Genomic DNA, 22,212 nt, shown 5'->3' with positions numbered 1-22,212 from the left:
GCGCCATGGCGATAATCAGCGGGCCAGGCCCGTCTGGTTCATCGCCTTGTTGGGCTGCGTCCATCGACCATCAGGAGAGCACTTCGGTGGCAGTCTTCGACCCAAGGGCGTTGTCGATCCAGCGGTCGAGGGTCGCAACATCCGTGCATGCCCGGACGCGCGCGCTCTCGTTCTCGGTGAGCGCGATCCCTGCGCGCGCAAGCAGCCGCAGCAGCGTGTCCCTCTTGCCCTTGAGCTCGCCCTCACGCATTCCCTCGAGCTTGCCCTCACGCATTCCCTCGAGCTTGCCGCGATCGATGAGCTTCTGCACGAATGGGGGAATGGTCGCCTCGCCTTCGATCTGCCGTTCCATGACCAACGCCTCCAGAGCCTGCCGCATGGGCTCACGCAACCCGTTCCAGATGAGCTGAAAGTAGACCAGCGCGTGCTCCTGGTCGAGCCGGCCGAGGGCAACGAGCGCCGTCCGGACCACGGTGAGCCCGTTCGGCCCGTTGCCGTGCGCCACCGCCGAGAGCACGGCGAGCTCCGGCTCGCCCTCCGCGTCGGCTGGGTCGGTGATCTCGGGCACGACGGCCGGACCGAGCACCAGCGGCTCGACGTTGCCGAGGCCCAGGCCGAGGTCGATGTTCTCCGCCGCCCAGGCGGCCACGCCGGCGTCCGGCGCGACAACGAGGACGATCGTGTCGCAGCGCTTCCTGGCGCGCACGACCGTGACGTACGTCGGCCACGAGAACTTCTTGTCTGGGTCCACGTCGCGCTGGACCTCGAAGACGATCGCCAGCACGAGCGCGCCGCTCGCGTCTCGGAGTTCGAGCACCAGATCGGCGCGGAACTCCACCGGGATGAGCTGGTCGAGCGACGACTCGACCACAGCGATGGAGGCGTGCGGCGGCACCGCGATGTGGAAGAGCGTCTCGAGCAAGCGCGGCGCAAGCTCCGGGTGCTCGCGGAACATCTCGACGAGGGCGTTGTGCTCGAGCGTCGGCATGACGCTCTGCCTTGAGCACACCCCATGCCGGCACAAAAGGACGGGAGAACGCGAGGAGAGCTCCAGCTCAGGGGTGGCGGCGCCATGGCGGAGGGTGACCGCCACCGCTCTCCGCTCCATGCCACGCCGGCCCAACTGTCGGTCGATCGGTCAACCGAAGCCGCCGGACCAGCTCACGTCGATTGGCCTCGTCCGACGTGGCATGTCGTTCATGGTACCGGACGAGGTACGCTGCCCGAAGCGCGGTGAGCAATGCCGTCTTCACGCGCGGATGTCCGGCACACCGGAATGTGGTCAATTGGCGACGGCGAGCGCTGAGACCCTGGCGCCGCCTCGACCTCCGGTGCGGGAGATCCCGACGCCGCCGGAGCTCAGGTCGCCTGCGTGCGCGCGCGGATCGACGCCGCGACCCGCCGGCCTGCCCGACTACGAGGCCTGCCCCGCCTCGCGCATCGCCTTGCGCACCTCCTGGGCCGCCTGTGGATCTCTCACGATCCGCTCCAGCCACACGCGCCGGAGCCGGATCGTCACCCCCTCCGGCAGCCTCAGGTCTGCGAGCGCCTCTCTGTCGGTCCCGCGCTCGACCGCGATCATCAGCCGCGCGTACTCGCCCGCCGTGATCGGCCCTCGCTCGGCCTCGAGCGCCCCGACATAGGCCGCGTCGTATGCCGAGAGCAGCGCCTTGCTCCCGCGCGCCGCGCCGGCGCGGATCGCGTCGAGCCAGTGCGCGTGCAGCGCCTCCCAGGTGTCCGGCGCGAGCGCCTCCGCCTCGAGGATCGCGTCGCGCGACTCCGGCCGGCGCGCGAGCTGCGCCGCGATCGCCGCGCAGCGTGCGAGGGGGTACTCGTCGACCGGCAGCGCCGGCGCCACGCTCGGCCCGGCCGGGAGCTGCTCGGGGGCGACCGCAGCGGGGGAGGGCTCCTCCGCCGGAGCGGGCTCCGCGACGCGGCGCTGCGCGGGCGGCGGCGGCGCAGGCGGCGGCGGTGCGGAAGGCCAGGGCGGCGCGGGCGGCGCGGGCGGCGGCGGTGCGGAAGGCCAGGGCGGCGCGGGCGTCGCGGGCGGCGGCGGTGCGGAAGGCCAGGGCGGCGCGGGCGTCGCGCGTGGCGGCGGTGCGGACGGCGCGGGCGGCGGCGGCGCTGTCGAGAAGCGCCAGGCGGGCGGCGCGTCGGGGTGAAGCGCGTCGCTCGCCGTGAGCGACGGCGACGCCGTGTCCCCGGCGAGCGACGGCGGCGGCGCCGTGTCCCCCGCGCGCGGCGGAGACGGCGGCGGTCCGAGCAGGTCCGCCGCGCGGCGCAGCGTGAAGGGCCCTCCTTCCGGCGCGTCATCGAGCGGCGAGGGCCCTCCGGCGTGGAACGGGAGCGCAGCCTTCTTCGCGGGCTCGAGCGCTGGCGCCTGGGTCTGCGCGGGGTCCTCCTCCTCGACGGGGCGCGAGGCCGCGGGCGACGCCGGCACGCACACCCCGTTCGCGTCCGGCGCCCAGTCCGCGGCCGGCGCCGCGCTGGCGGCCGGCGCCGAGGTCCGCTGGAACGGGAGCGCCGCGGCGGATCTCGACGAGAGCGGGGGCGCCATCGTGCCCGTGCTGCTCGGCGCGGCCTCGTCGTGGGTCACGACCACGACCCCCTCGCGCTGCGGGTGATCGAGCAGCAGCTGCCCGCGCCAGACGAGCGCCGCGACGCCGCGATCCGCGTCGATGACGAGCGTGTCGCACCGGAGCGGCACCCGCTGCTCGAGCCCGTAGGTCGTCGTGAACGCGCGCAGCGCCGGCGCGCGAAGGCGCGTGATCAGCCGCGCGAAGCGCGGGTGCAGGTGCTCGAGCACGATCCGCTCCGCGCCCGTGAGCTCGTCGGTCACCTGGTCCGGAGGCGCGACGTTGAAATACGCGGTGTCGATGTCCTCGGGGAGCGGGCGCTCGACCCAGCGCGCGTGATCCCAGCCTGCCGCGTGCCGGCGCAGGCGCTGCGCGCGGCCGGGCCACTCCGGCCGGATCGGGCCGAACCCGGCGGGCCCGCGCGTGAAGCCCGCGTCCGCGCGGATCTGGACCGCCTTGTCCACATCGCCCACCGCGAGGCGCGCGACGAGCGATCGCACCGGGGTGCCCTCGGGCGCGTGCGCGTGGCCCACGACGACGACCTCTCCCCACCGCTTGAGCGGCGCGACCGGTCCCCACGGCTCGACGTACCGCCGCTCGTCGTCCTCGCCCTCCGGCGGGGCCATGGGCGCGCCGGTCAGCGGCGACTCGCCGGGCGCGAGCTCGAAGTGCGCCCGGCACGCGACGGTGAGCGCCCATGCGTCCGGTCTCAGCCGCCACACCAGCGTGCTCGCGCGCAGGAACCCCTGGCAGACGACGTCCATCGCGTGGCGAGGATACCCGAGCCGCGAGCCTTCCGGCGAAGCGAGCGCCCCCGTCGCTCCCTGGTCACGCGCTGGACACCCCGCCGTGCGGCGCCGGACGCGGGCGGGCGCGCTTCCCCGCCTCGCGCCCCGCAGGCCCCGTCGCCGCGGCGCGTCGCCGTTGAAGGCCGGTGTGCGCTTCGATAGCGTCAACGGGCGACGATGGAGTGCCGGAACCTCACGCCGTTCGACGCCCTGGCCTACGGCGCGCTCGACGCCAGCGACGAGGAGCACCACGTCTTCGTGCTCAAGGCGGCCTACCGGCTCGCCGCCGCCGGGGGCGACGGGGAGGCGACGACCCACCGCTGCGAGCTCCTCCCGGGCGACGACGCGGGCAAGCTCCACCTGCGCGACGTGTTCGAGGGCGAGACGAACGCGTCGAGCGTCCGCGCCGAGAGCGATCTCGCCCCGTTCAAGCCGCGCTGCGACGTGCTCGTGCGCGCGACGGCGTGGGCGCCCGGGGGCCAGCCCGCCGAGCGCTGGACGGCCCGGCTGCGCGTGACGGCGCCGGGCGAGCCGCCGCCCGGGGGCGGGGGCGACGCCGGCGCGCCCGCGCCCGCGCCCGCGAGGCGCGCGCTCGTGGACAAGGCCGTGGAGGTGTGCGGGCCGCGGTGGTTCGAGCGCACGGCGGAGGGCTTTCGCCTCACGCAGCCCGAGCCGGCCGCGAGCGTCCCGGTGCGCTGGGAGCACGCCTTCGGCGGGCGCAGCCTCGTGCCGGCCCCGGAGCCCGGGCGGGGCCCGCTCCTCGACGAGGTGTGCTTCACGAACCCGGTCGGCTGCGGGTGGATGGAGTCGCGCCACCTCGGCGCGCTGAGCGACGCCGGCGCGCCGGCGCCCGACCGCGTGCCCGCGCCGCAGATCGAGCGGCCTGACGGCAGGGTGACGCGCCTCGTCGTCGCGTCGCACCCGCCGCACGCCGTGGAGGCGCCCGCGATGGCGGAGCTCGCGGAGGGCTACGGCGTGCGCCCGGCGGGCCTCGGGTGCGTGGGGCGCGCGTGGACGCCGCGGCTCCAGCGGGCTGGCACCTACAACGACGCGTGGGTGCAGGGCCGGCACCCGTTCCTCCCCGACGACTTCTCCTTCGACTACTGGAACGCGGCGCCCGACGACCAGCAGATCCCGCACCCCGGCCCCGGCCTGCGCGTCGAGCTCTGGAACCTCGCGCGCCCCGAGCTCGCCCGCGACGGGCGCGTCGCGTTCGAGCTGCCGCCGCACCGGGCCTTCGCGCTCGCGTGGATCGGCGGGCTCCCCGTGCCGGTGCCCGCGGCGCTCGACACGCTCACGGTGGACGCCGAGGCGATGGTCGTGACGTGCGTGTGGCGGGCGCTCGTGGCGCGCGCGCTCGGCGTGGAGCGCATGGAGGCGCGCTTCGAGCTCGACCCGCGCGCGCCGCTCTTGAAGCTGGAGGCGGCGCGTGGCTGAGAACGTCCTCTCGCGCAAGCAGGAGCCGTGGATGGCCGTGTCGTGCGCGCCCGACGTCTGCAAGACCCCGATGGGGTCGAGCACGCCGCCCGTGCCCTACAACGTGGTCTCCAGGCTGGCGCCCGCCCTCGACGCCAGCGAGAACGTCCACGCCAACTTCGGCCCCGTGCAGAAGCACGACCGGACCGTGATGCCCACCACCGAGGGCGACGAGCCGGGCACCGCGACGGGGGTCGTGAGCGGCACCGTCGGGCAGCAGAGCTGGTCGCAGGAGCACAGCCCGAGCGTCCGGGTCAACGCGCAGCCGGTCGTGCGCCACGGCGACATGGCGCAGATGAACGGCGACAAGGCGGCGCAGGACAGGGCCGACAAGGCCGCGCGCTACAGGTGCCGCAAGGAGCAGATCGCCGAGGGCAAGAAGAGCCAGGATCCGGCGACGCGCGAGGCCGCGGAGCGCTTCGAGCGCAACAACATCGCCGCGGAGAAGGCCGCCCTCTCGGAGCACGTGTACGACCCGTCGAGGCCGGCGCCCACGGGCTGGCGCGACATCAGCGACGACCCCGAGGCGCTCGCGCGCTACGGGCTCACGCCCGGCGACCTCGACGGCAGCCGCCCCGACGCCACCCGGCTCTACGAGCCCGATCCCTACGTCTTCGGCGGCGATCAGCGGCCGACGGTGGCCTTCCGGGGGACGCAGGGCGGCGCGGACTGGCAGAACAACTTCGCGCAGGGGCTCAACATGGACTCGCCGTACTACCGCGACGCGGTCCGCGTGGGGAACACGCTCGGGAGCAGCGTGGACTACACGGGGCACTCGCTCGGCGGCGGCCTCGCGTCGGCCGCGGCGACCGCGGCCGGCGCGCAGGGCTGGACGTTCAACGCGGCGGGGCTCAACGCGGGCACGGTGACGCGCTACGGCGGCACGGAGCGCCCGACGGACATCGCCGCCTACCAGGTCCAGGACGAGGCGCTCACGGGCATGCAGGAGCAGGGGTGGAAGGGCACCGCGGCCGCGTTCGCGGCGGGCGGCCTGTGGGGCGCCCTCGCCAAGATCGGCCTGAGCGCGCTGGCGCCCGACGCCGTGGGCACGCGGCACCAGCTGCCCGCGTCGAGCCTCGACCCGTACAACCGTCACCTGATGCCCGACGTCCTCAAGGGTATCGAGCGGCAGAAGCAGGAAGACCAGAGGAAGATCGCCGAGAAGACCGGAAAGGTGTGCTGATCCATGGCCGTGCGCCCGCCCGACCCTGACCGCTTCTTCCTCGGCCCGCAGCGCGAGCTCGCGCGCGCCGTCGCGGCCGCCGACCTCGCGGCCGTCCGCGCGCTCGCGCCGGCGACCGACCTCGACATGCCCGGCGCGGAGGACATGACGCTGCTCGCCTTCGCGATGCACCGGGCGTCGGGGCTCGAGCCCGAGCGCCTGCAGATCGTGACCGAGCTCGTGCGCGCGGGCGCCGACGTGCACCGCGTGGTGCCGGGCCTCTCGAGCGCCCTCGATCTGGCGCTGCTCGCGAAGAGCCCCGAGCTCCTGCGGGCGATGCTCGACGGCGGCGTCTCCCCCGACGCGCGGGTCGGCCGCGGCCACACGCCGGCGCTGTTCCGCGCCGCCGCCGAGCCCACGGCCGCGAACATGCGCCTGCTCCTCGACCGCGGCGCCGACGTGAACGCCCGCGACTCGCTCGGGACGCCCGCGATCACCTACGCGCTGCGCGCCCTGCAGCTCGACCAGGTGGATCAGCTGCTCGACCGCGGCGCCGATCCCGGCGCGGTCAACCGCCTCGGCCAGTCGTTCGCGCACGTCCTCTCGGAGCTCATGGCGCGGCAGCTCCCGGGTTCGCCCGCGCTCCTGAGGATGGCGGCGCTCCGCGACAGGATCGCGCGGGCGGGGGTAGCGTGGCCGCCCGCGCCGCCCGAGGTGGAGCGCGAGCGCATGCGGCAGCGCGGCGAGGAGCCGATCGTCCCGGTCGTCCACGCGCGGTGAGGTGATCGATGGCGACGGGCAACACGATCGGACGCATCGTCGGACAGTCCCCGGCGCGCCCGGTGCCCCCGGAGCAGGCCAACCCCGTCGTGCAGCTCTCCGAGGGGGTCGAGCAGCTCGCGGCGCGGTGGCAGCAGCTCGGCGGGCGGCTGCGGCAGCTCCTCGGCGCGGGTCGCGGCGGCGGGCCGCGCCAGGGCGGCGGTGCGCGGCTGACCGGCGCCGGCGCCGGCGACGGCGCGCTCGGGCCCGGGGACGTCGCGTCGCGCGAGGCGCTCGCCGCCCGGCTCACCGAGCTCGGGCACCTGCTGCGGGCCTCGCCCGAGGCGATGGCGAGGCCGCCGCGGCCCGATCAGTTCCAGACGCGCCGGATCACCGAGGAGATCCTGCAGCAGGCGATGGCTGTGTCAGGGCCGCGCGGCCAGCCGGTGCACGAGCTCTCGCTCGGCGCGGCGCGGGAGCGGATCGCGGCGCTCGCCGGGAGCGCCCCGTCGCCGGCGCAGGCCGTGCAGGCCGTCGAGAACGCCGCGACCATGGCGCAGATGCGCGGCGCCAACGCGCCGGTGCTCGCGATGCTCCAGTCGGTGCTCGCGGACGTCCAGAAGGCGCTGGGCCTGATCCAGGGCAAGCAGGGCAGGCACGACGGCGCACAGATCCGGAAGTGAGCCCGTGAGCAGGCGGCCCGGCGTGGCGCGCGCGGCCTGCCGCTGAGCCCCTGCCGAGAGCCTCGCCGCGGAGAGCTGCCCCCGGAGGCGCGCGCGTGCAGGCGGCCCGGCGTGGTGCGCACCGCCTGCCGCTGAGCCCCTGCCGAGAGCCTCGCCGCGGAGAGCTACCCCCGGAGGCGCGCCCGATACGCGCCCCGCGTGCGCGCGCGGTGCGGCCGCGATGAGCCGCCCGCGGACGCCGCTCCTGTTCGCGCCACGCGCCGAAGTGGAGTTCGCCTCCTTGACGATTTAAAACATATGTTTTAAACATTGGATTAAGTCGTCTGTTGGGTCGGCCGGCGAGGCGCTCGACGGGCTTCGCGCTGCGGCGCGGGAGGAGGTGGTCAGATGGCTTCTTCGAGGTGCGAGCGGGGGCGGTATGCGGTGGGCTTCGCGGCGGTGGCGCTCCTGGCGCTGGCCGTGGCGGGGTGCGGAACAGGTTCGGAGCCGGAGCCGGAGCCGGAGCCGGAGCCGGAGGCGCAGGTGACGTGGCACGGGGACATCGAGCCGCTCGTGCAGCGCGCGTGCGCGTCATGCCATGACAGCGGCGGCGTCGGCGGGGTGACCCTCACGGACGCGGCGACGGCGCGCGCTCTCTCCGGGCGAATGGCCGCGCGCGTGGCGAGCGGCGAGATGCCGCCGCCGGCGCTCGACCCCTCGTGCCGTCCCTATACGGGCGCGGATCGGATGAACCTCGACGCCGCGGAGCGCGAGCGCTTCGCCGCGTGGGCGAGCGCGGGCGCCCCGCTCGGCGATCCGTCGGAGGCGCCGCCGCCGGGCCCTCCGGCTCCCCACCTCGGCGATCCCGACGTCGTGCTCGAGATGCCCGAGGCGCACGAGGTCGCGCCCGACGCCGACGGCAACGAGTATTACTGCATGATCCTCGACAACCCCCTCGACGCGCCGGCCTGGATCACGAGCCTCGAGGCGCTGCCTGGCGATCCGGAGGTGGTGCACCACATGGGGCTCTACCGGGACCAGGGGCACGACGCGGGCGCGGGCTACGGCGCTCCGCCGGGGGCGAAGGGCTTCGCGTGCCGCGAGCCCGTCCTCGAGCTCGACTGGCAGCTCCTCCACGCCTGGGCGCCGGGGGGAGGGCGGACCGAGTTCCCGGCGGGCACCGGCCTCCGGATCGCGCCCGACGACCAGCTCGTCCTCCAGATCCATTACTATTCTCCGCGCAAGCTCGGCGCGGTCGACCGGTCGAGCTACCACCTGCGCACGGCGCCCGGGGAGCTCGACACGGAGGTCACGATGGACGTCTTCGGCCCGGTGCCGTTCACGATCCCCGCGGGCGCCGCGGCGCACACCGAGCGATCCAGCTTCGAGAGCGTCGGGGCGCCGACGAAGATCTACGGCCTGCTGCCGCACATGCACCTGCTCGGGCGCTCGTACAACGCGTGGATCGAGGACGAGGCCGGCGCCCCATCGTGCCTGGCGCGCGGCGCGTTCGAGTTCCACCACCAGGCGCTCTACATGTTCGACGAGCCGGTGACGCTCTTGCCCGGACAGCGGCTCGTGACCGAGTGCACGTGGGACAACTCGGCCGCGAGCCCCGATCAGTACAACGACCCTCCGCGCGATGTCGCCTGGGGCGAGGGCACGACCCAGGAGATGTGCTTTCTGGTCGCGTACATCTCACAGGAGTAGGGGTCGAGTTCTCTCTTCGCTACTTCGCGCGCGAGGCAGACCGCTGGCAGGGATTTCTGACGCGCGGAATTGGCGCTGCGCTCCGTTCGATGGGCCGCCTCGCCATGGCGGCACCCCAGCGTGCGTGAGCTCTGGAACCGGGGTTCAGTGCTGTACAACTGTTCGCACGGCGTGGTACACGCCCGAAAAGGCTCCCGGCCGAGAAAACCCCTGCGCGAATGTCCAGCCAGAAACCCCTCCCGCACGTCACCGCCGCGCGAGCCGCCGGGCTGGCCGCGCTGCTCGACGCGGCCGATCCCGCCGCGGAGAAGGAGCGCGCCGGGAGCGCGGAGCGGCACTTCGAGCGGGCGCGGCGGGCGCGGGCGGCGCGGCCCCACGCGGCCGCGAGGCCCGGTGCCAGCCCGGATCCGGCGCCAGCCGGCGCGGCCGCGGCGGGCAGCGCGCCCGCGGCGGGCAGCGCGCGGGAGTACCTGCACGCGGAGCCGACGCGCTCGCCGGTGCTGAACGCGTTCCTGAACGAGCTCGGTGACGGAGGAAGAGCGCTCGTCCCGGCGGGCGTCCACGTCTTCGACGAGCACGCCCTCGCGCCGAGGCTCGTCGAGATCGCGCGCCAGCGCGTGACCTCCATGCTGCTCGCCGTGGGCAGGACCGACGTCGCGCTGACGCTCGCGCAGATGCCGCCGATCGCCAACGAGCGCGCGGCGAGGCTCTTCATGAGGCAGGCGGTGCACGTCGGCGGCGACCTCGGGGCCATCACGCGCGACTACGGGCGGCACTACCGGCGCTCCGGGTCGCCGGATCGCGACGACCAGCGCGCGGGCTGCATCATGGCCACCTTCGCCGGGCGCCTGATCGCCATGGCGGAGAAGCTCCTCGGGCCGCACGTGCGCGCCGACGTGCAGGCGTCGCTGGAGAAGCTCACGTCGCAGGGCAGCCCTCCCGCGCGGCGGACGCGCGCGAGCGAGCTCCGGGCGCCGCAGGGCGCGGGGCGAGGCTCCGCCGCGGCGGCGCCGCCCGACGCCGCGAGCGCGACGAGGCGTCCGAGGGGCAGGTAGGCGGCGCGCTCGCGCGATCTCGCGCTGGCCCGGATCCTGTTGCGGGCGGCGCATCCGCCTGCTTCGTTGATCGCGAGGCGCCCCGGAGAGTTGACTCCCAGGCCCCTGGATGCGTACTCCCAGCGAGAGGCCGAGGCTCATGACTTCACTCGCAGAAGGCAGCGTCATCGCGGGTCGATACCGCCTCGAGCGCATGCTCGCGCGGGGCGGCATGGGGTCGATCTGGGTGGCACGGCACCTCCAGCTCGACGTCGGCGTCGCGGTCAAGCTCATGGCGTCCGAGTACGCCGCCTCGACCACCGCGCGCGCGCGCTTCGAGCGCGAGGCGAGGGCCGCGGCGCAGCTCAAGATCCCGAACGTCGTCCACGTGCACGACTATGGGATCGAGGACGATACGCCGTTCCTCGTGATGGAGCTCCTCGAGGGCGAGGACCTGGAGACGCGGCTCGCGCGCGAGGGGCGGCTCACCGGGGCGGCCACGCTGACCATCGTCACGCAGGTGTGCAAGGCCCTGCGCCGCGCGCACGAGACGGGGATCATCCACCGCGACCTCAAGCCCGCGAACCTCTTCCTCTCGCGCCAGGACGAGGACGAGCTCGTCAAGATCCTCGACTTCGGGATCGCGAAGGCGGAGGGCATGCTGCTGGCCGGCAAGGAGACGAAGACGGGCACGCTCGTGGGCTCTCCCTATTACATGAGCCCCGAGCAGGTGCGCCGGAGCAAGTCCCTCGACCGGCGGAGCGATCTCTGGTCGGTCGGGGTGATCATCTACCGCTGCCTCACGGGCCGTCTCCCCTTTCCGGGCGAGGAGATCGGCGAGGTGTTCGTGGCGATCTGCACGGAGGACTTCCCCCTCCCGTCGAGCCTCGCGCCGGAGCTCGGGCCCGAGGTGGACAGGTTCTTCGCGCGCGCGCTCATGCGCGACCCGGAGCACCGCTTCCAGAGCGCGAGCGAGCTCGCCGAGGCCTTTCATGCGGCGATCCACCTGCCCGGCGCGGAGATCAGAGCCCCCCAGCCGTCGGCGCCGGCAGAGGGAGCGCTGCACCCGCTCGCAGGCCACGACGGCGCGTCGGGGACGGCGGTCGCGAGCCCAGAAACGATACGGATGGCTCCGGGAGCGATCGGGGTGGCTCCGGGAGCGATCGGGGTGGCTCCGGGAGCGATCGGGGTGGCTCCGGGAGCGATCGGGATGGCTCCAGGAACGATCGGGATGGCTCCAGGGGCGATCGGGATGGCTCCAGGGGCGATGGTGGCCGCAGGCCCAGGGGCGATGGCCGCGAGCCCCGACGCGTTCGCGTCCACGCTGCGGGGCGGGGCCGCTTCCGTCCCGCACCGCTCCCCCGGCAGCGGCGGCGCGGAGGGTGGCGCGCCGCCCTTCGAGGCGACCGCCAGCACGCTGGCCCCCTCCGGAGAGACCCTCATCGTGCCGCCGGCCGGCGCCCGCCGGCGCTGGGTCCCGCTCGCCCTCGGGGCGCTCGCGCTCGCGCTCGGGCTCGGCACGTACGCGGTGCTCCGCGCCCCGGCGCCTGGCGACGCGCCGGCGCCGCGCCTCGACCAGGCGGCCTCCGAGCCGCCCGCCGCCGCGCCCCCGGCGGCCGCGCCCGTCGTCACGGCGACGGAGCCCCTGCCAGCGGCCTCCCACAGCGCTTCCGCCGCGCCAGGCGCCTCCTCGGCCCCCGCGGCGCCGGCCGCCGCGCCCGCGTCCGTGGATGCGCCTCGGCGGCCGTCGCCGTCCTCCACGAAGGGCACGCCGCAGCCCACCCGGCCGAGGATCCCCCGGGACGACCCCACCGACCACATGTGACCCTGTCCGGCCCTCGCCAGGACGACCCCACCGACCCCATGTGACCCTGTCCGGCCCTCGCCAGGACGACCCCGCCGACCCCGTGCGAAGCCGCCCGGCCTCGCCAGGACGCTCCCGCGCGCGGCGGCGCCGCGGAAGCCCCCTGGTAGGGCCACGGCGCCGCCTCAGGCGCTGCTCCGCCCGGCGCCCGCCCGCGCCTCCCGCCGGTCGCGCAGCGCGGGGGCGATGCGGTCGCGCACGAGGTCGAGGAACACCTTCACCTTCGGCGACAGGTGCCGCGTGCCCGGGTAGACGACGTGCAGCGGCACCTCGACCGGGCTCCACTCGTCGAGCACGCGCGCGAGGCGCCCCTCGCGGACGTCCTGCTCGCAGCGCATCGCGGGCAGCATCCCGATGCCCACGCCCGCGAGCACGACCCGGTGCAGCACCTCGAGGTTGTTCGCCGTCGCCCGCGGCGCGACCCGCACCTCCGCGCGCCGCGCCCCGCGGTGCAGCACCCACCGCGCGCCGGGCGGCTCCCCCGCGCGCGCCCCGGCCGACGCGACGACATCGTGGCCCGCGAGATCCGCCGGCGCGCGCGGGGCGCCGCGCCGCGCGAGGTACGCGGGCGCCGCCACCAGGTAGCGCGGCAAGGCCCCGAGGCGCCGCGCGACGAGCGAGGTGTCGCTGGGCGCGCCGAACCGCAGCGCCACGTCGAACCCCTCCGCGACGAGGTCGACGACGCGATCGGTGCAGACCACCTCCACGCTCACCTCGGGGTGGACCCGCAGGTACTCGGCCACGACGCCGCCCACCCACCCGAAGTGCAGCGGGGCCGTGACCCGCAGGAGCCCGCGCGGCCCGTCCTGCATCTGCGTCACGGTCCGGTCCGCGTCGTCGAGCTCGGCCACGATGCGCGCGCAGCGCTCGTAGTACGCCGTGCCGACGTCCGTCAGGCTGAGCTTGCGCGTCGTCCGCCGGAGCAGCTGCGCGCCGAGCCGCGCCTCGAGCTCGGACACCTTCCGGCTCACCGTCGATTTCGGCATCCCCAGCTCGCGCGCCGCCCGCGTGAAGCTGCCCGCCTGGACCACCCTGGTGAAGACAGCGATCTCGTTGAGGTCGGGGAGCATCGGATTGTTCCACCCATGGAACTATTCTTCCTGCCGGTCAAGACTAATCAGGCGTATGGAACAGCCATAAGCTCTGTCCAGAGAGGGTGGCTCGCCCCAGTCACGCACGCGTCGTGCACGCATCACGCACGCATCGTTCACGCATCACGCACGCGTCGTGCACGCGTCACGCACGCAATGCGAGGGCGCGCGCGGCACGACTCGAACGCTGTCCCGTGAGCGCGGGAGCGATCGAGTCAGTCGTGCCGCGCCGGGCCGCGCGGCGCGCTCGGGAGGGAGCCACCCGGAAGGAGACACACATGTATTTGGTCACGGGTGCCACAGGGAACGTCGGCAAGGAAGTCGTCGAGGAGCTCCTCGACGCGGGCGAGGCGGTCCGCGTCTTCACGCGCGATGAGCGCAAAGTGGCCCGCTGGGGCGACAAGGTCGAGAAGGCCGTCGGAGACCTCGCGCGACAGGACACGATCGCGCCGGCGCTCCAGGGCGTCCGGGCGGCGTTCCTGCTGCCGGTGGGCGGCGCGGAGGGCATCGATCACGTCCGCCACTTCCTCGCGGCGGCGCAGGCGAGCGGCGCGCCCCGCGTCGTCCTCCTGTCGAGCTTCAGCGCCGGCGCGCCGACGGTGCAGCTCGCAAAGCACCACGCCGAGCGGGAGCACCTCGTCAGGGCATCCGGGCTCCCGTGGACGTTCGTCCGGCCCGGCACCTTCATGTCCAACACCTTCCAGTGGGCCCGGTCGATCAAGGCGGATCGCGTCGTCTATAACCCTCACGGGGACGGCAAGACAGCGCCCGTCGCCCCGCGCGACATCGCCGCTGTGGCCGCGCGCGCGATGGTCACGGGAGACTTCCTGGGACAGGCGCTCGAGGTGACCGGCCCCGAGCTCCTCAGCACGCCGGACCAGGTGGAGATCCTCGCGCGCGTCCTCGACACGCCGCTCCGGCGCGTGGACGTCTCGGTCGAGGCAGCCAAGCGGCGGATGATCGAGGCCGGCATGCCCCCGCCGTTCGCCGCCGCCCTCGGCGAGCTGATCGAGCGCATCCGCGCGGGGAACGGCGCCGCGCAGACCGACACGGTCGAGCGCGTGACCGGGCGCAAGCCGGCGACCTTCGAGGCCTGGGCGCGCGAGCACGCGCGGGCGTGGACGGGGGACTGACGCCGCCGCGGGCGGGCCGGGCTCAGCCCCGCTGGGCGTTCTTGCGGTCCGGGCTCAGCCCTGGTGGGCGTTCTTGTAGAGCCGAAGGCTGTTGCGGATGGCCATGGTCACCGTCATGGGCCCCACGCGCGGCACGAACACCTTGGCCTTGCTCTGGATATCGTCGCTGAAGTTCTTGAAGGTCGAGAAGTTGATGCAGAGGGCGCCCTCGCGGATCTCGGAGGCCTGCACGTGAGGAAAGCTCCGCGAGGGCACGCCGGTCACCACGATGTCCGCCTGCCGCAGCGCGCTCGCCCGGTCCACCGTCGTCTCGTGCACCTCGTGCGTGTCGCCGGACGGGCTGGGGACGAAGAGCAGCGGTCCGTCGATGTCGAACGAGGTCACGTGGGCTCCGTCGTGCGCCATCATGCTCGCGAGCGGCCTCCCGACCACCTCGCTGCGGTTGAAGATGCAAACGCTCCGGCCCGCGAGCGGCCGCTCGCCCCCGCCGAAGAAGCCGGCCGCCTCGACCAGCTTGAGGATCGCGAGCGGCGTGCAGGGCAGGATCGCCTTCTTCGTCCTCGCCTCGTCCAGGAAGCGCTGGTTGCCATACAGGCAACGTGCCCAGAACGTGTGGAGCCCCTCGATGTCCTTGGACGGATCGACGCTGTCCCGCAGGTACACGTCCTGCTCCGTGCCGAAGATCGGGTAATACACCATGATCCCGTGCACGCCCGGATCCGCGTTCGCCGAGCCGATGGCGGCCTCGGCGCTGAGCCGCGTGGCGTGGCGGATCTCGAAGCGGACCCCCACGTCCTCGCACGCCTTGCGCGTGTACTCCGCGTACGTGTACGAGGGGCCGTGATCCGCCGCGAGCACGCCGACGAGGAACAGGGGCTCAGGCAGGGCGGCGAGCTCCTCCCGGACCTCGCGGCGGAACTGCTCCGCCACGACATTTGGATCGATGACGCTGGCCGTGCGAGCATCCGGGCTCGGCGGCTTGTGGTGCGGGTCCATCCTGGGGGCGGAGACGAGCACGCGCCAGCATCGCTGTCAAGTTTCCGGCCGCCGCGCGCGCGTCACGCTGCGTCACCTCGCCCACCTCGCGCCGCGCCATCGCGTCATCGCGTCATCGGTAGAGTCCACGCGCGACGACTCGGACGTTCCATGGCGCGGAGTTCACCGGAGCGCCGTGTCGCGACTCGCCATCTGACTCAGCGTGACGGGTGCCGCCGCTCCGCGCCGGCCGCCGCGCCCGCGGCGACGGGCTCTGCAGCGCGGTTGTCGGTCGCCTCGCCGGCGGGGCCGCTGGTGCCGGGCACGTTGAGGACCATGCCCCCCTTGTCGCGCAGCTCGTCGACGAAGTCCGCGCCGAACACCTCCTCGGGCGTGTCGCCGTCGAGCCCGCCCATGCCCGAGAGCCCCTCGAGGTCGGCGAGGTTCCCGTCACGGCGCCTCGGCAGGGGGCGCGCCTGCAGCACGTCGTCCCGCGTCACCGTCAGCGCCACGACGTCCTCGCGCATGACGCTGATCCAGGAGGCGGGGAAGTCGGCCTCGGCGCCCGCGGGGCCGCGCACCCGGAGCCGCGAGATGTCGTTGCCGGGGTCGTTCGCGCCCACGCCGATGAGCTGCGCCTCGGCCTCGTCGGCGGTCATCACCCGCGTCTCGGGGCCGAGCTCGACCGTATCGTCGGTGACCCCCAGCGCCTCCTCCAGCTCCTGCCTGCGCTCGGGCGGCTGCGGCACCAGCGAGGTGTCGACGCGCCCCGCCGGCTGCGCCGTCGTCCGCCCCTCGTAATACCGGGGCATCGCCAGGAGCTCGTCTCGCCCCTGCCGCAGCTGGAGGCGCCCCCCGGCCGTGCCCTGCACGAGGTCCATCGAGACAAGCAGCTCTTCGCTCGCCAGCGGTGAACGGAGCACCACGTGGGTCACCACGCCGCGCTCCCGGTCGACCAGGACCCGGTCGAGCACGCCCGCATCGAGGCCGCCCTCGGCGGTCACGGGCATCTCGAAGTCGATCTGCATGATTCCTCCTCAGACCAAGAGCCTCGTGCTCGATCGAGAGCCTGAGACGGGCAGGCGTCGATGTCCAGTGGAGGGCCGGCGAACTTCATGGCCCGGCGCAGCGCGCGTCGTCGGCGCGGGGCGGCACGCCGTCTGCCTGGCAGATGCGTCCCCAACGCGCCTCGAACGGGGCGCCGGTGAGCGCGGATGCGCGAGCCTGGCGACCTCATCCTGGAGACGAGGCGCCGCGCGACCTTGCCGCGCGCTCCTCGGTCATCGAAGCTCGCCGGTGCGCGAAGACTCACCGGTGATGCGAGTCGGCGTGAGCCCATGACCGCGAGTCGGCGTGGATGTGTTGGCGTCAAACCCACAAACCCACGCGCGGTGCCTCTTGCATTCACCAGAGGCTTCCATTGTCAGCCTGGAACGCCCGACAGTGGAAGGAGACAACCACAGAGGGCACAGAGGCACAGAGAAGAAGAGGAGAAATGGCTCTTTTCTTTCTCTCTCCTCTGTGTCCTCTGTGCCTCTGTGGTTAAAATCTCTCTTCGAATGCTTGGCCCGCACGCTGACGGTATCGTCGCTGATGGCGACAGATCGTCCGGGAGTGTTGGGTGTCAGTGCTGGACCGCCCGCTGCCGTGCCTGAGGGGCACTCTCTTTCCATCTGCCGGGGGCCTGCGATCAGCTTCACGTGAGCTGGGACGGCTCGATGTCACGGGCGCAGCCGGGGAGGGCGATCCTCCTCGCCCCGCGGACCCGGGACAGCTCCGGAACGAGCTCCGCCCCGGCGCGCCGTGCCCCCGGAGAACCGCGCCGGACCGCCAGGTGAGCCAGATCCCGGGCACACCGTGGCACACTCCCGTACCCTGCGCGCGATATTCCCGCGGATTTGCTGCTATCGGTCGCTGGTACGCCTGATGCAACCTACGCGCCGGCCGCTGGATGTGTGCCAGGGCCTTCGGGAGGACTGGACTTATGCGCGTACGCTTCGATGCTCTCCGCCGACGCTGGAGCTCCCCTCACGTGCTGGCCGCGCTGGCGCTCGCGGGCGCGTTCTCGGGGGCTTGCTCTTCCGATGAGGCACCGCCGAAGACGTTTGGCCGCCCCGATCAGCCGAAGAACGGCATGATCGAGGTCGACGAAGCCAAGCTGCGGGGCGTGATCGAGGAGGGCGACCTGCGCCTCCAGATCCCGGTGCGCAACCTGACCGCCGGGGCGACCCGCGGCCACCTGCGCGTCACGCTCGTCGATATCGACGCGGACAAGGAACAAGGCACGACCGAGGTCGACATCGAGGTCCCGAGCGCGGCCGGGGCGACCGCGGAGGCCCGCCTGAAGGCGCCGTCCGTGAGCGCGCAGCCGAACCTCGCGCGGTACCTCGTCCGCATCGACGACGGGTCTGAGGAGGGGCTGGTCGTGACGCGGAGCCTGCTCCGGGTGATCCCGCCCTACGACGTGCAGCTCGAGGGGCCGGCGCGCGTCGTGCGCGGGCGCCCCGCGAGCTACCGCGTGCGCGCGACCGACCCCTTCACCTACCAGGGGATGGCCGGCGTGGACGTCGAGCTCTCGGTGGGCGAGGGGGACGCGGCGCGGCAGCTCCGCGGGACGACGGACGCGCTGGGAGCGGCGGTGTTCGAGGTGGAGCCCGGCGCGCTCGGCGAGCACCCGGTCTCGGCGCAGGCAGACGGCTTCGGGGTGAGGGCGGTCATCGACGAGCACGTCACCGTCGAGGGGCCAGGACCGAAGCTGCTCCTCACCACCGACAAGCCCCTGTACAAGCCCGGTCAGACAATCCACCTCCGCGCGCTCGCGCTCGAGCGGGGCAACAACGCGCCGCTCGTCCGCGAGTCGATCACGTTCGAGGTGGAGGACGGCAAGGGCAACAAGATCTTCAAGAAGCCCGTCGTGACCGACGCGTTCGGCGTCGCCGCGACGACGTTCCAGATCGGCTCCATCGTGAACGTCGGCGAGTTCAAGGTGCGCCTCGTCAGCGGCGAGGTGACGACGGAGAAGACGGTCAGCGTGGGTCAGTACGCGCTGCCGCGGTTCGAGGTCGCCGTGAAGACCGACAGGCCCTGGTACAGCGCGGGCGACACGGTGGTGGGCACCATCGACGCGCGCTACTTCTTCGGCAAGACGGTCGCCCGCGGCAGCGTGACCATCGAGGCCGCGTCGCTGGACGTCGGCCAGACGACGTTCCAGCGCATCGTGGGCGAGCTCAACGCCGAGGGGCACTACGGGTTCAGCGTGGCGCTGCCGCCGAGCCTCGCGGGCCTGCCGCTGGAGCAGGGCGACGCGGCCGTGACGCTCACGGTCACCGTCGCGGACACGGCAGGCCAGCAGGTCACCAAGGCCATCCCGGTGAAGGTCGCCGCGGACGTGGCCTCCATCGTGCTCGTGCCCGAGGCGCGCGAGCTCGTCCCCGGGGTGCCCAACACCCTGCTTCTCTTCGTCACCGACCCGCTCGGGGCGCCCATCCCCGACACGGAGGCGGTCATCGAGGCGCCGGACGGCTCGCGGCTCACCGCGCGCACCGACGCCTTCGGCCAGGCGGCGGTGACGTTCACCCCGCCGGCCGGCCCGGCGGTCGACGAACCCTCCGGCGAGCCGGCCGGCTCGTCGGACGGTACTTTCAAGGTCCGGGCCAAGGTGGGCGACCGGACCGTGACGCAGTCGTTCTCGTTCGCGGCCCAGGCGGGCGGCGAGCACCTGATCGTGCGCACCGACCGCGCCGTGTACGAGACGGGCGAGACGATCGAGGTCTCCATCGAGTCGAGCGAGGAGGCGGGCAGCGTCTACGTCGACTGGCTGAACGACGGTCAGGCCGTCGACATGCGATCGCTCGAGCTCGAGGGCGGGCGCGCGCGCTTCAGCATGCCCGTCGACGCCGGCCTGCTCGGCAACAACCGGGTCGAGGCGTACATCGTCGACGACGACGGCAACCTGGTCCGCTCGGGCCGCACCGTCTTCGCGCGCGGGGACAGCGCGCTCAGCATCAAGGTCGACGCCGACAAGCCGCTGTACGCGCCGGGCGAGACGGCGACGCTGCGGCTCTCGGTCAAGGACGACGCCGGCAACCCGAAGGTCGCCGCGGTCGGCGTCCAGGTGGTCGACCAGGCCGTCTTCGCGCTGGTCGACGCCCAGCCCGGGCTGCTCCGCACCTACTTCGAGCTGGAGGACGAGTTCGCGAAGCCGAGCTACGAGATCCACGGCCCGCAAGCGAACCTCCAGAACCTGCTGTTCAGCGCGACGGCGAGCGAGGACCCCGAGCAGGCCGAGGCCGCGCAGCGCACGACCCAGGCCTCGCTCGCCGCGCTCGCCGGCGGCTCGGTCACCGGCCTCCAGGCGCGCACGTGGCCTGACGTGCTGGCGAAGGTGCAGACAGAGCTCGCGTCGTTCCACGGGCGGCAGAAGGACGCGCTCAATCCCTGGCTCGCGGAGGCCACCGCGGGCGCCGCGCAGGAGCTCAAGGCGCTCGGCTGCGAGCCGGCCCAGTACTTCTGCAGCACGCCGGAGGGCATGTACACCGAGCTGCTCGCGCAGCGGACGACCGAGCGCTTCAAGGCGTATGACGTGTGGGGCAACGCGTACGAGGTGGTCGGCGGCCAGGGCGGGTTCTCGCTGCGATCGTCGGGGCCCGACGAGGTGGCGCAGACCCAGGACGACGCGTCGATCGCGTTCTCGTTCGACGACCTCGGGATCGTCGTGCCGGTGCAGGACTGGGCGGCGGGAGGCGATCCCGCCGAGGGCGACGGCTGGGGCGCGACCGGGGCGGGCAACGGCTGGGACACGGGCGCGGCCACGGCCGGGGCGGGCGGCGCCTCCGGCGGGGGTACCGGCAGCGGCGGCGGCGACGGCGGGCCGCGCGTCCGGCGCGAGTTCCCGGAGACCCTGTACGTCAACCCGAGCGTGATCACGAGCTCCGACGGCACGGCGACCCTGAGCATCCCGCTCGCGGACAGCATCACCGAGTGGCGGCTCTCGGCGCTCGCGAACTCGGCCGACGGCAAGCTCGGCGGCGTGCAGAGCGGCTTCAAGGTGTTCCAGGACTTCTTCGTCGACGTGAGCTTCCCGGCGACGCTCACGCGCGGGGATGAGGTCGAGTTCCCGATCGCGGTCTACAACTACCTGGAGACGCCGCAGACGGTCGATCTCACCCTCGATCCGGGGAGCTGGTACACGCCGCTCGGCGCGACGTCCACGCAGGTGTCCCTCGCCCCGGGCGAGGTGCGCGGCGTCCGCTTCCCGGTGCGCGTCGACACCGTGGGCGTCAACTCGCTCACGGTCACGGCGCGGGGCACCGAGGGCGCCGACGCCGTGGCCCGCACCGTGCGCGTGGTCCCGGACGGCAAGCCGTTCGCCGACAGCCAGTCGGGCATGCTCGAGACGGGCGCCGTGAGCCACGCGCTCTCGTTCCCCGAGGGCGCCGTCGTCGGCTCGAACCAGCTCTACGTCGAGATCTACCCCGCGTTCCTGTCGCAGGTCGTGAGCGGCATGGACAGCATGCTCCAGGTCCCTTCGGGGTGCTTCGAGCAGACCACCTCGACGACCTGGCCCAACGTGCTCGTGACGCAGTACATGAAGCAGACGGGCCAGATCACCCCGGAGATCCAGATGAAGGCCGAGTCGCTGATCTCGGCGGGGTACCAGCGCCTGCTCACGTTCGAGCACCCCGGCGGCGGCTTCTCCTGGTTCGGCGAGCAGGACGGGCACCCGTACCTGTCGGTCACCGCGTTCGGCGTCATGGAGTTCGCCGACATGATCAAGGTGCACGCCGTGGACCCGGCGATGCTCGCCCGGACCATCGCCTGGCTCGCCGGGCAGCAGAAGGCGGACGGCACGTGGGAGGGCGATCAGACGGAGTTCTTCAGCTTCCACACGGGCACGCTCCGCAACAGCGCCTTCGTGCTCTGGGCGCTCGCGAGCGCCGGGTACACGGGGCCGCAGATCTCGGCGGGGCTCGGCTACCTGGCCGGGGCGGTGCAGCCGGCCACCGACGACCTGTACACGCTGGCGATCGTGGCCAACGCCCTCGCCGTCGCCGACCCCTCGAGCGCGCTGGCGGACCGGGTGCTCGACGCCCTCGACGACCGGAAGACGGCGGAAGGGGACGCGTTCTACTGGGACGACGGCGGCACGCAGACGTCGTTCTACGAGTACGGCGACGACGCGAAGGTCACGACCACCGCGCTCGCGGCGCACGCGCTGCTCTCGGCGGGCGCGCACCGGGCGAGCGCCGACGGCGGCGTGAAGTTCCTGACGCAGTCGAAGGACCCGAACGGCAACTTCGGCTCCACGCAGGCGACGATCTGGAGCCTGCGCACCCTGCTCCTCGCCGCGAGCAAGGGGACCGAGGGCGCCACGGGGTCGCTGACGGTCGAGGTCGACGGCGAGGCGACGAGCACCGTCTCCCTGCGCGAGGACCAGTCCGACGTCATGACGACGCTCGACCTCACGCACCTCGCGACCACCGGGGCGCACGAGGTCACGCTGTCCTTCGCGGGGGAGGGGAAGCTCAGCTACAACGTGGTGAGCCGCCACAACGTGCCGTGGAGCGCGGTGCCGAGCGACGGGGGCGGGCCGCTCAAGGTCAGCGTGAGCTACGACAAGACGCAGCTCTACGTGGACGACATCGTGACGGCGTCGCTCGACGTCCGGAACACGACCGACGCGGCGCAGAACATGGTCCTCGTGACCGTCGGGCTCCCGCCGGGCTTCCAGCTCCTGACCGAGGATCTCCAGGCGTACATGGCCGCGGGCCAGCTCTCGAGGTTCGAGATCACCGGCAAGCAGCTCATCCTCTACGTGACGGAGATCCCCGCGGGCGGCGCGGCCGCCTTCCAGTACCGGCTGCAGGCGACCATGCCGGTGAAGGCCGAGGACGGCGGCGCCGAGGTGCACCCGTACTACCAGCCGGAGCAGCAGAGCTTCTCCGGGGCGCAGACCCTGCAGGTCCTCGGGGAGTGAGCGCCG

Annotated in this window: 14 protein-coding genes; 9 read left to right on the top strand and 5 right to left on the bottom strand. The window is 73.5% G+C overall.

From position 1 onward, the window contains the following. Positions 1 to 70 precede the first annotated feature (70 nt). Complete coding sequence (locus WME85_RS25430; RefSeq protein ID WP_437841874.1) at positions 71 to 988, bottom strand: hypothetical protein; 918 nt, start codon at positions 986 to 988, stop codon at positions 71 to 73. Between the two features lie 426 nt (positions 989 to 1,414). Beyond that, complete coding sequence (locus tag WME85_RS25425) at positions 1,415 to 3,340, bottom strand: DUF2169 domain-containing protein (RefSeq protein ID WP_437841872.1); 1,926 nt, start codon at positions 3,338 to 3,340, stop codon at positions 1,415 to 1,417. Between the two features lie 201 nt (positions 3,341 to 3,541). On the opposite strand from WME85_RS25425, the gene WME85_RS25420 reads away from it, so the two are divergent. The 7 genes from WME85_RS25420 to WME85_RS25390 all read left to right on the top strand — a co-directional run bounded on the left by WME85_RS25420 (position 3,542) and on the right by WME85_RS25390 (position 11,992). Then, positions 3,542 to 4,801: a DUF2169 family type VI secretion system accessory protein gene (locus tag WME85_RS25420; protein WP_437841869.1), complete on the top strand. Its 1,260-nt coding sequence runs from the start codon at positions 3,542 to 3,544 to the stop codon at positions 4,799 to 4,801. Then, positions 4,794 to 6,023: a DUF4150 domain-containing protein gene (locus WME85_RS25415; RefSeq protein ID WP_437841866.1), complete on the top strand. Its 1,230-nt coding sequence runs from the start codon at positions 4,794 to 4,796 to the stop codon at positions 6,021 to 6,023. Before WME85_RS25420 ends, WME85_RS25415 begins: the two co-directional genes overlap by 8 nt. A gap of 3 nt (positions 6,024 to 6,026) precedes the next feature. Beyond that, entirely contained in the window at positions 6,027 to 6,782 is a 756-nt protein-coding gene (locus WME85_RS25410; protein WP_437841865.1) for an ankyrin repeat domain-containing protein, read from the top strand. Positions 6,783 to 6,790: 8 nt separating this feature from the next. Beyond that, positions 6,791 to 7,444: a hypothetical protein gene (locus WME85_RS25405; protein ID WP_437841863.1), complete on the top strand. Its 654-nt coding sequence runs from the start codon at positions 6,791 to 6,793 to the stop codon at positions 7,442 to 7,444. A 387-nt stretch (positions 7,445 to 7,831) separates the two neighbouring features. Continuing rightward, complete coding sequence (locus WME85_RS25400) at positions 7,832 to 9,133, top strand: hypothetical protein (RefSeq protein ID WP_437841860.1); 1,302 nt, start codon at positions 7,832 to 7,834, stop codon at positions 9,131 to 9,133. Between the two features lie 218 nt (positions 9,134 to 9,351). Then, a complete protein-coding gene (locus WME85_RS25395) occupies positions 9,352 to 10,188 on the top strand; it encodes a hypothetical protein (RefSeq protein WP_437841859.1) in 837 nt (278 codons plus the stop codon). A gap of 139 nt (positions 10,189 to 10,327) precedes the next feature. Beyond that, positions 10,328 to 11,992 (top strand): protein kinase domain-containing protein, encoded by a 1,665-nt coding sequence (locus tag WME85_RS25390; protein ID WP_437841857.1) that lies wholly within the window; start codon positions 10,328 to 10,330, stop codon positions 11,990 to 11,992. A 164-nt stretch (positions 11,993 to 12,156) separates the two neighbouring features. Here WME85_RS25390 and WME85_RS25385 read toward each other — a convergent pair whose 3' ends face one another. Further along, a complete protein-coding gene (locus WME85_RS25385; RefSeq protein WP_437312026.1) occupies positions 12,157 to 13,101 on the bottom strand; it encodes a LysR family transcriptional regulator in 945 nt (314 codons plus the stop codon). Between the two features lie 299 nt (positions 13,102 to 13,400). Here WME85_RS25385 and WME85_RS25380 point away from each other — a divergent pair, with 299 nt between their 5' ends. Continuing rightward, entirely contained in the window at positions 13,401 to 14,255 is an 855-nt protein-coding gene (locus tag WME85_RS25380; RefSeq protein WP_437841854.1) for an SDR family oxidoreductase, read from the top strand. 54 nt (positions 14,256 to 14,309) lie between these two features. Here the strand turns inward: WME85_RS25380 and WME85_RS25375 are convergent, their stop codons facing one another. Beyond that, positions 14,310 to 15,272, bottom strand: coding sequence for a bifunctional methylenetetrahydrofolate dehydrogenase/methenyltetrahydrofolate cyclohydrolase (locus tag WME85_RS25375; RefSeq protein ID WP_437841851.1), 963 nt, complete (start codon positions 15,270 to 15,272; stop codon positions 14,310 to 14,312). A 176-nt stretch (positions 15,273 to 15,448) separates the two neighbouring features. Further along, positions 15,449 to 16,258 carry a hypothetical protein gene (locus WME85_RS25370; RefSeq protein ID WP_437841849.1) on the bottom strand — a complete coding sequence of 270 codons (810 nt, stop codon included), beginning with the start codon at positions 16,256 to 16,258 and terminating at the stop codon, positions 15,449 to 15,451. A gap of 956 nt (positions 16,259 to 17,214) precedes the next feature. Between WME85_RS25370 and WME85_RS25365 the strand changes: the two genes are divergently transcribed. Beyond that, complete coding sequence (locus tag WME85_RS25365) at positions 17,215 to 22,206, top strand: MG2 domain-containing protein (protein ID WP_437841846.1); 4,992 nt, start codon at positions 17,215 to 17,217, stop codon at positions 22,204 to 22,206. The last annotated feature ends 6 nt before the right edge of the window (positions 22,207 to 22,212 follow it).

Origin of the sequence: Sorangium sp. So ce1153, assembly GCF_051521595.1 — a bacterium.
GTDB lineage: Bacteria > Myxococcota_A > Polyangia > Polyangiales > Polyangiaceae > Sorangium.
Note: the sequence above shows the minus strand (reverse complement) of the source record. Positions and strands in the feature narration are given on the sequence as shown.